The sequence below is a fragment of the Jatrophihabitans sp. genome (assembly GCF_051960575.1).
In the GTDB taxonomy this organism is placed as follows: Bacteria; Actinomycetota; Actinomycetes; order Mycobacteriales; family Jatrophihabitantaceae; genus JBQCEE01.
On the sequence record NZ_JBQCEE010000411.1, the window covers coordinates 1 to 7,933 of the forward strand.

The 7,933-nt window shown below is 74.0% G+C and carries 8 protein-coding genes and 1 pseudogene; 5 read left to right on the top strand and 4 right to left on the bottom strand.

Features of this window, described 5'->3' with window-relative positions; genetic code table 11:
* Positions 1–645: sucrase ferredoxin (locus ACTHMS_RS22950; protein ID WP_440308977.1), on the top strand; the 645-nt coding region annotated here is incomplete at its 5' end.
* A 106-nt stretch (positions 646–751) separates the two neighbouring features.
* Entirely contained in the window at positions 752–2,104 is a 1,353-nt protein-coding gene (locus ACTHMS_RS22955; RefSeq protein ID WP_440308978.1) for an alpha/beta hydrolase, read from the top strand.
* Positions 2,105–2,110: 6 nt separating this feature from the next.
* Here ACTHMS_RS22955 and ACTHMS_RS22960 read toward each other — a convergent pair whose 3' ends face one another.
* The 4 genes from ACTHMS_RS22960 to ACTHMS_RS22975 all read right to left on the bottom strand — a co-directional run bounded on the left by ACTHMS_RS22960 (position 2,111) and on the right by ACTHMS_RS22975 (position 4,750).
* Positions 2,111–2,716, bottom strand: a complete 606-nt coding sequence (locus ACTHMS_RS22960) for a TetR/AcrR family transcriptional regulator (protein ID WP_440308979.1) — start codon at positions 2,714–2,716, stop codon at positions 2,111–2,113.
* Positions 2,713–3,249, bottom strand: a complete 537-nt coding sequence (locus ACTHMS_RS22965) for a carboxymuconolactone decarboxylase family protein (protein ID WP_440308980.1) — start codon at positions 3,247–3,249, stop codon at positions 2,713–2,715. Before ACTHMS_RS22965 ends, ACTHMS_RS22960 begins: the two co-directional genes overlap by 4 nt.
* Positions 3,246–4,115, bottom strand: a complete 870-nt coding sequence (locus ACTHMS_RS22970) for an SDR family oxidoreductase (protein WP_440308981.1) — start codon at positions 4,113–4,115, stop codon at positions 3,246–3,248. Before ACTHMS_RS22970 ends, ACTHMS_RS22965 begins: the two co-directional genes overlap by 4 nt.
* Before the next feature lie 107 nt (positions 4,116–4,222).
* On the bottom strand, positions 4,223–4,750 hold the full coding sequence (locus ACTHMS_RS22975; RefSeq protein ID WP_440308982.1) for an inorganic diphosphatase: 528 nt from the start codon (positions 4,748–4,750) through the stop codon (positions 4,223–4,225).
* Positions 4,751–4,826: 76 nt separating this feature from the next.
* On the opposite strand from ACTHMS_RS22975, the gene dacB reads away from it, so the two are divergent.
* The 3 genes and pseudogenes from dacB to tilS form a co-directional block, all read left to right on the top strand.
* The gene (gene dacB / locus ACTHMS_RS22980) at positions 4,827–6,209 is read left to right on the top strand and encodes a D-alanyl-D-alanine carboxypeptidase/D-alanyl-D-alanine endopeptidase (RefSeq protein ID WP_440308983.1); all 1,383 of its coding nucleotides are present in this window, start codon (positions 4,827–4,829) and stop codon (positions 6,207–6,209) included.
* 47 nt (positions 6,210–6,256) lie between these two features.
* Positions 6,257–7,306: a zinc-dependent metalloprotease gene (locus ACTHMS_RS22985; RefSeq protein ID WP_440308984.1), complete on the top strand. Its 1,050-nt coding sequence runs from the start codon at positions 6,257–6,259 to the stop codon at positions 7,304–7,306.
* 7 nt (positions 7,307–7,313) lie between these two features.
* A pseudogene (gene tilS, locus ACTHMS_RS22990) lies at positions 7,314–7,895 on the top strand (tRNA lysidine(34) synthetase TilS); the annotation flags it as partial.
* Positions 7,896–7,933: the final 38 nt, after the last annotated feature.

Consider the following 7,933-nt stretch of genomic DNA (forward strand, 5'->3'; position numbering starts at 1 on the left):
GAGCACCGCCGCTGGGTCGTCGTCGACACGCGCGACGGCCACGAGTCGGTGCGCTGGGGCACCTACGCCCAGCCCGAGCAGCTGCTCGACCTGCCGCTCGACGGCTCGTCCGGCGCCGGCTGGACCGACCCGCTCTACCTCGTCTGCGCGCACAGCACGCACGACGCGTGCTGCGCCCTGCGCGGACGCAATGTCGCCGCCGCGATCGAGCAGGCGCGTCCGGGACGCGTCTTCGAGTGCACGCACCTCGGCGGCGACCGCTTCGCCGCCAACGTGCTCGTGCTGCCGGCCGGCCTGCTCTACGGACGCGTGCTGCCCTTCGCCGCGCCCGAGTTCTGCGCCGCCGCCGAGGCGGGCGAGGTCGTGCCGGCCCTGCTGCGCGGACGCATCGGGCTCGCCCCCGCGGCCCAGGCCGCGCTCGCGTTCGGCTACGAGCACCTCGCCCTGCACCGCCGCGACGCGCTTCGCGTCGAGTCGGCCACGCCCGTCGAGGACGGCACGGCGACGGTGCGTCTCGCCGGTCCGCACGGCCGCATCGACGTGCTCGTCGAGGTCACCCGCGTCGCCGCCGACGGCCTGACGTGTCACAACCCCGGACCGAACGGGTATCTGCGGTACCGGCCGGTGAGTGCGTCCGCCGTCTGACCGATCATGATCAACACCCGTGCGAGCCGGTCAGGGCCGGCGTGGACGGGTGTTGATCAAGCGGCTTCGATTTGACGAACACCGGTGTTCGCGAAGACTGACCGTCATGCTGCGCCGCGCCCTGCTCGCCCTGCTGCTCGGTGTCCCGACGCTCGTCGGTCTCGTCGCCGTGGGCGGCGCGCCGGCCGGCGCCGACCCGCTCGTGCTCACCGACGCCGACGGCATCCACGTCGTCGGTCTGCAGCAGCTCGACGACCGCCTCTACCAGGCCTCGGTGGCGAGCGGCGCGCTCGGCCGCGCGGTGCGGGTGCGCATCCTGGTACCGGCCGACTACAGCGCGAGCGGGCAGCGGTACCCGGTGCTGTACCTCTTCCACGGCACGAGCGGCGGCGCGCCCGACTGGACGACCCTCGGTGATGCCGAGGCGACGACGGCGGGGCTGCCGCTCATCGTCGTCATGCCCGACGCCGGCTTCGACGACGACGGCGGCGGGTGGTTCACGAACTGGGTCGACCGCGCGACCGCCCTCGGCCCGTCGCAGTGGGAGACCTTCCACGTCGACCAGCTCGTGCCGTGGGTCGACGCCAACCTGCGCACGCTCGCCGACCGCGGGCACCGGGCGATCGCCGGCCTCTCGCAGGGCGGGTTCGGGGCGATGAGCTACGCCGCGCGCCACCCCGACACGTTCGGCATCGCGGCGTCCTTCTCCGGCGCGCCCGAGATCGACCGCGACGCCGTGGTGCTGCCGGCCAGCTCGGCGATCATCAGCGGCACCGCCGTCGGGCTCGACGGTGTCGAACCCGACGCGATGTTCGGCTCCCGGCTCACGAACGAGATCAACTGGCAGGGGCACGACCCGGCCGGCCTCATCCCCAACCTCACGGCCACCGACATCCACCTCTGGACCGGCGACGGCGCGTCCGGCCCGTTCGACCCGGCGACGCCGGATCTGGAGGCCGCCGGCATCGAGTTCCTGACCCACGTGTCGACCGTGCTCTTCCACCAGCACCTGACCGAGGCCGGCATCCCGAGCCAGTACGTCGACTACGGCGCGGGCACGCACACCTGGCCGTACTGGGCCCGCGACCTGCGCGAGTTCGTTCCGGCGCTGATGGCCGACCTCGCCGCGCCGCCGGCGACCCCCGCGACGATCACGTACACGAGCGTCGAGCAGCAGTGGACGCAGTGGGGCTGGACGGTCGTCAACCACCGCGCTCAGGCCCAGCAGTTCGAGACGCTCGCCGACGCCGGGCCGGCCGGGTTCCGCGTCACCGCCGCGGGGACGCCGACCGTGACGACCCCGCCCGCCTACGAGCCGGGCAGCGCGCACGCGGTGACGGTCGGCGCGATCACCCGCACGCTCACCGCCGACGCGTCCGGGCGGTTGACGATCACGGTCCCCAGCGGCACCGGCCTGTTTGCCGCCAGCCCCGGCACGGTGGCCGTCCGGATCGGCTGACGACCCTCAGCCGAGGAGCGTGCGGGCGAGACCGACCAGCGGCGTGCGCAGTGCCGGAATGCCGGTGATGTCGTCGGCGACGACCCGTGCGGTCACCAGCGAGACGATGGACGCGACCAGTGCCTCGCAGGCGAAGCGGCTCGACGCCGACCGTGCGCCGAACAGCGCCTGCAGGGCGTCGACGAACTGCGCCTGCAGCGCGAGGCGACGCTGCCGCACCTCGGCGCCGGCCGCGTAGCTCTCGACCAGGAACAACCGCGCCGTTGCCGGATCGTTCGCGAGCGCGTCGAGGTAGGTGCGCAGCAGCCGGTCGAACCGGCGGATCGGCTCGCCCGGCGTCGCAACACCGACCCGAAGCACCGCCGCGAGCCGTTCGATGGTCTGCTCGAGCGCGGCGACGAAGCAGTCCTGCTTCGACGAGAACTGTTGGTAGAACGTCTCGCGCGAGACGCCGGCGCGGCGCAGGATGTCGGCGACCGACGTGTCGACGTAGCCCTGCTCGGCCATCACCTCGGCCATGGCACGCAGCAGCCGTTCGCGCTGGGCGGCGACGACGGTGTCCCGGCTGAGGTCGTGCCGGCCCCGCGGCAGGCGCGCGGGTGTCGCGCTCACCGGCGGGGGCGGTCGGGCTCGACCCGCAGCGTCAGCAGGAACGTCGCGAGCATCTCGTAGTGGCCGACGAGCAGCACGAACTCGACGGTGTCGGCCTCGTCGAGGTGGGTGCGCAGCCGCGACCACATGTCGTCGTCGAGGTCCTGCGTGTGGTGCAGCTGGTCGACGGCGGCGAGCAGGGCGGCCTCGCGCGGCGACCAGCCGTCGGCGTCGGGGCCGCTGCGCACGCGGTCGACGTCGGCCGGCGTCACGCCCGCCCGTGCGCCGAGCTTCACGTGGTGGGTGAACTCGTACTCGCAACCACGCAGGTGGGCCACCCGCAGGATGACCAGCTCGGTCTCGCGGCGGGGGAGGTTGCCACCGGGCATGAGCCGGCCCGCGAACCGCAGCCACCCGCGGAACAGCTTGTGGCTGCGTCCCATGGTCAGGAACAGCCGCGGCGGGTTCGTGCCGGCGACCAGGCCGGCGAGGTGGGCGAAGCCCCAGGCGAACGGGCCGGCCTCGCGCAGGCCGCCGGGCGCGATGCGGCTCATGACGCGCCCGCGGACGCAGGGGCGGCCAGCACGGGTCGCATCGCGCGGCGGAAGGCGAGGTTCATGCCGCGCAGGATCAGGTCGTGCACCGGGGGCAGCACGCGCTGGGTGAGGAAGAGGGCCTGGATGTCGCGGGAGGTGTACACGAGATAGGTGTTCCGGCGCACGCCGCGCAGGATCGCGGCCGCCGCCTGCTCGGGCGTGACCGCGTGCCGCCGGAAGTGCCGCTGCAGCCGCTGGAACGCCGCGCCGCCGGTGTCGACACCGGCGACCCGCACGGTGCTGGTGAGCGGGGTGTCGACGCCGCCGGGACAGACCAGGCTGACGCCGATGCGGTGCTCGCGCAGGTCGAAGCGCAGCACCTCGCTCAGCCCGCGCAGGCCGAACTTCGAGGCGCTGTAGGGCGCATGCCAGGGCAGCCCGATCAGGCCGGCGGCGGACGAGACGTTGACCAGGTGCCCGCCGCGCCCGGCCGCGATCATCGGCGGCAGGAAGGTCTCGATGACGTGCACCGGCCCCATGAGGTTGATGTCGATCGTGCGCCGCCAGTCGGCGTGCTCGAGCCGGTCGACGGTGCCCCAGGTGGCGATGCCCGCGATGTTCATGACGACGTCGACGGACCCGCCCTGGGCGTGCACCTCGTCGGCGAGCGCCCGCACCTGCTCGAGATCGGTGACGTCGGCGGCGCGCACGACGCCGACGCGGCCCTGCTCGGCACGGATCGCCGCCGCCGCGCGGTCGAGCCCCGCGGCGTCCAGGTCGGTCAGGTGCACCTCGGCGCCGGCTCGCGCGGCCGCTTCGGCCGTGGCGCGCCCGATGCCGCTCGCCGCGCCGGTGATCAGCACGCGTCGTCCCGCGATGTCCATGGGGGAAGTCTCCACGAACACCGGTGTTCGTCAAACCGGACGAGGCGCTGTGATCGACACCCGTCCGAACCGGTCAGCGCCGGGCCGGACGGGTGTCGATCATGGCGTCAGTGCTTGGTCGGCGAGTCCGGGTTCGCCTCGGGGTGGCCGCCGGCCTCGACGAGGCGCTTGTACGACCGGTCGATCTCGGCCTCCGCGTCGGCGCGGCCGACCCACGAGGCGCCCTCGACGCTCTTGCCGGGCTCGAGGTCCTTGTAGACCTCGAAGAAGTGCTGGATCTCGAGCCGGTCGAACTCCGGCAGGTGGTGGATGTCGCGCAGGTGCTCGAGCCGGGGGTCGTTGGCGGGCACGGCGAGCACCTTGTCGTCGCCGCCCTTCTCGTCGGTCATCTTGAACATGCCGATCGCCCGGCAGCGCACGAGCACGCCGGGGAACAGCGGGTCGCCGTTCGAGACGACCAGCGCGTCGAGCGGGTCGCCGTCCTCGCCGAGAGTGTTCTCGATGTAGCCGTAGTCCGACGGGTACTGCGTCGAGGTGAACAGCACACGGTCGAGCCGCATGCGTCCGGACTCGTGGTCGACCTCGTACTTGTTGCGGCTGCCACGCGGGATCTCGATCAGGACGTCGAACTCCACGACGGTGCTCCTCTGGTTCGGCCGGTCCGGCGATCCGCCGTGATCACCGGCGGGACTGGACATAGTGTCTCGCATCGTGACCGGTCCTCGCATGCGCGCCCTGCGCCGTGGTGCCGTCGCTCTCGTCCTCGTCGCCGGGAGTGCGCCGGCGGCCTACGGCACGACCCAGTTCGTGCGCCACCACCTGCACGACCGCGCCACGGTGCCCGGGGTGGCGGTGCCCCCGGCGTTCGGGGCGGCGATCGCCGTCCCGCGGCAGCGCACCGTGGCCGCCGCGCCGCTCCCGACGACCGCGGGGCTGCAACGTCAGTTGCAGGTGCCGCTGGCCGACGAGAACCTCGGGCCCGGCATCCGCGTCGACATCGAGGACGCGACCACGGGCCAGGTGCTGTACCAGCGGCGTCCCGCCGTGCCCGCGGTGCCGGCGTCCACGGCGAAGCTGTTCACCGCGGCGGCCGCGCTCGCCGACCTCGACCCCGCCCAGCGGCTCACGACCCGCGTCGTCCAGGGCACCATCGCCGGGTCGATCGTCGTGATCGGCGCCGGCGACCCCACGCTGACCGCCGCGCCGCCGAAGGCGACCGGCGACTACGCGGGCGCAGGGCACCTGAGCGACCTCGCGGCCCAGCTGACCAGGCGCAACCTCCCGGTGAACCGGATCGTGATCGACGGCTCGCTCTACAGCGGTCCGGACGTCTCGCCGGGCTGGGCCAAGGACGACGTGCCGTCGGACTACGCGTCCGCGATCACCGCCTTCATGACCGACGGCGGACGCGCCCGGCCGGGCGACGTCGTGCGCAGCGACATCCCCGACGAGGCCGCCGCGAACTCGCTCGCCGCCGCGCTGGACATCCCCGACGCCGAGATCAGCCATGGCCGGGCGCCCCGCAACGCGAAGGTGCTCGCGACGGTGCAGTCGGCGCCCATCGGGCTGATGGTCGAGCAGATGCTGCAGACGTCCGACAACGTCATCGCCGAGGCGCTGGCCCGGCAGGTGGCGATCAAGGAGGGGCTGCCCGCGTCGTTCCTCGGCTCGGCGAATGCGGTGCGCGCGGTGCTGCAGCGCCTCGGCATCGACGTCGGCACCGGCCTGACCGACGGCAGCGGCCTCTCGGCGAAGGACCACGTCACCGCCCACGCCCTGGCCCAGGTGCTCTCGCTCGCCGCCCGCACGCCGCGCCTCGCGCCGCTGCTCGCCGACCTGCCCGTCGGCGCGTGGTCGGGCACGCTGCAGCAGCGCTACCGCGGGCCGGTCGGGAAGTACGCCGCCGGGCTGGTGCGGGCCAAGACCGGCACGCTGTCGAACGTCTCGACGCTGGCCGGCGTGGTGCACGACCACGACGGGCGGTTGCTGGTCTTCGTCCTCATGGCCGACCGGGTGCCCGGCGGCCTGACGCCGTACGCCGAGGCCGCGTGGGACGTCGCCGTCACCCGCATCGCCCAGTGCGGCTGTCGCTGAACCTGTTCTGTGCCACGGCAGAGTCCGGCCTGCGTACCCTCGTGACCATGTCCCCCTCCCTGATCGACTGGGACGTCGCGGCCCGGGCGGCCAAGCGGCTGAGCCCGCCGCCGCCCAGCGTGTCGCGCCGCGAGGCGGACGAGGCGGTCGACCAGCTGTACCGCTCGACCGCGCAGGCGGCCGACCTGGTCGCCCAGCTGACCGGCCTCGAGGAGCCGCCGGTCACCGCGGTCACGCGGGTGATCGACCGGCCGGCGTGGATCGACGCCAACGCCGGCGGCATGCGGACGATCATGACCCCGCTCGTCGAGAAGCTCGCCGCCGAGAACCCGGTCGGCCGGGTCGGCGCGCGGGTGGGCGGCACGCTGACCGGTGCGCAGGTGGGCCTGGTGCTCGGCTTCCTGTCCGGCAAGGTGCTCGGGCAGTTCGAGTTCTTCGACCGGCCCGGCGGCCAGCTGCTGCTGGTGGCGCCGAACCTGGTGTCGGTCGAGCGGCAACTGCGGGTCGACCCGCGCGACTTCCGGCTCTGGGTGTGCCTGCACGAGGTGACCCATCGGGTGCAGTTCACCGCGGTGCCGTGGCTGCGCGAGCACATGCTGGCCGAGGTCAAGGCGCTCACCGACACCGTCGAGACCGACCCTGCGGCGTTGAAGCAGCGGCTGTCCGGGGCGGCCGGCGAGCTGGTGAAGCTGGTGCGCGGGCAGGGCGACGGGCAGGGCCTGCTCACCGTGCTCTCGACGCCCGAGCAGCGCGAGGTGCTCGACCGCATCACCGCGTTCATGTCGCTGGTCGAGGGGCACGCCGAGTACGTCATGAACGCGGTGTCGCCGTCGGTGATCCCGACGCAGCAGGACATCGAGTCGCGCTTCGCCAGCCGGCGGCGCAAGGGCGGCAACCCGTTCGACCGGTTCCTGCGCCGCCTGCTCGGCATGGACGCCAAGACCCGCCAGTACGTCGACGGCTCGGCGTTCGTGCGCACCGTCGTCGACCGCATCGGCCTCACCGACTTCAACGCCATCTGGACCTCGCCGCAGACGCTGCCCACGCGTCCCGAGATCGCCGACCCGGCGCTCTGGATCGCCCGCGTCCACGCCTGACCCGGACGTGGGGCCTGACCCGGCTGTCGCGGCCGTCCGCCGGGCGGTGCGGCAGCTGCTCGAGGGGCGTTCGGACGCGGTGTGGGTGGCGTGCTCGGGCGGCGCCGACTCGCTGGCGCTGGCCGGGGCGACGGCGTTCGTCGCGCCCCGGTTGGGGCTGTCGGCCGGGCTGGTCACGGTCGACCACGGGCTGCAGCCGGGGTCGGCCGAGCAGGCGGCGCGGGTGGCCGCGCTGGGGTTCGAGCTGGGTCTCGACCCGGTGGTGACGGTGCCCGTGACCGTCGACGGCGCGGGCGGCCCCGAGGCGGCGGCGCGCGACGCCCGGTACGCGGCGCTGGCGCAGGCGGCGGGCGGGGCGCCGGTGCTGCTCGGGCACACCCTGGACGACCAGGCCGAGACGGTGCTGCTGGGCCTCGGCCGCGGCTCGGGGGCCCGGTCGCTCGCCGGCATGCGGGCGGTCGACGGGCCGTGGCTGCGTCCCCTGCTCGGCCTGCGCAGGACGACGACGGCCGCCGCGTGCGCCGCCCTCGGTCTCACCCCCTGGGACGACCCGCACAACACCGACCCGGCGCTCTGGATCGCCCGCGTCCACGCCTGACCCGGACGTGGGGCCTGACCCGGCTGTCG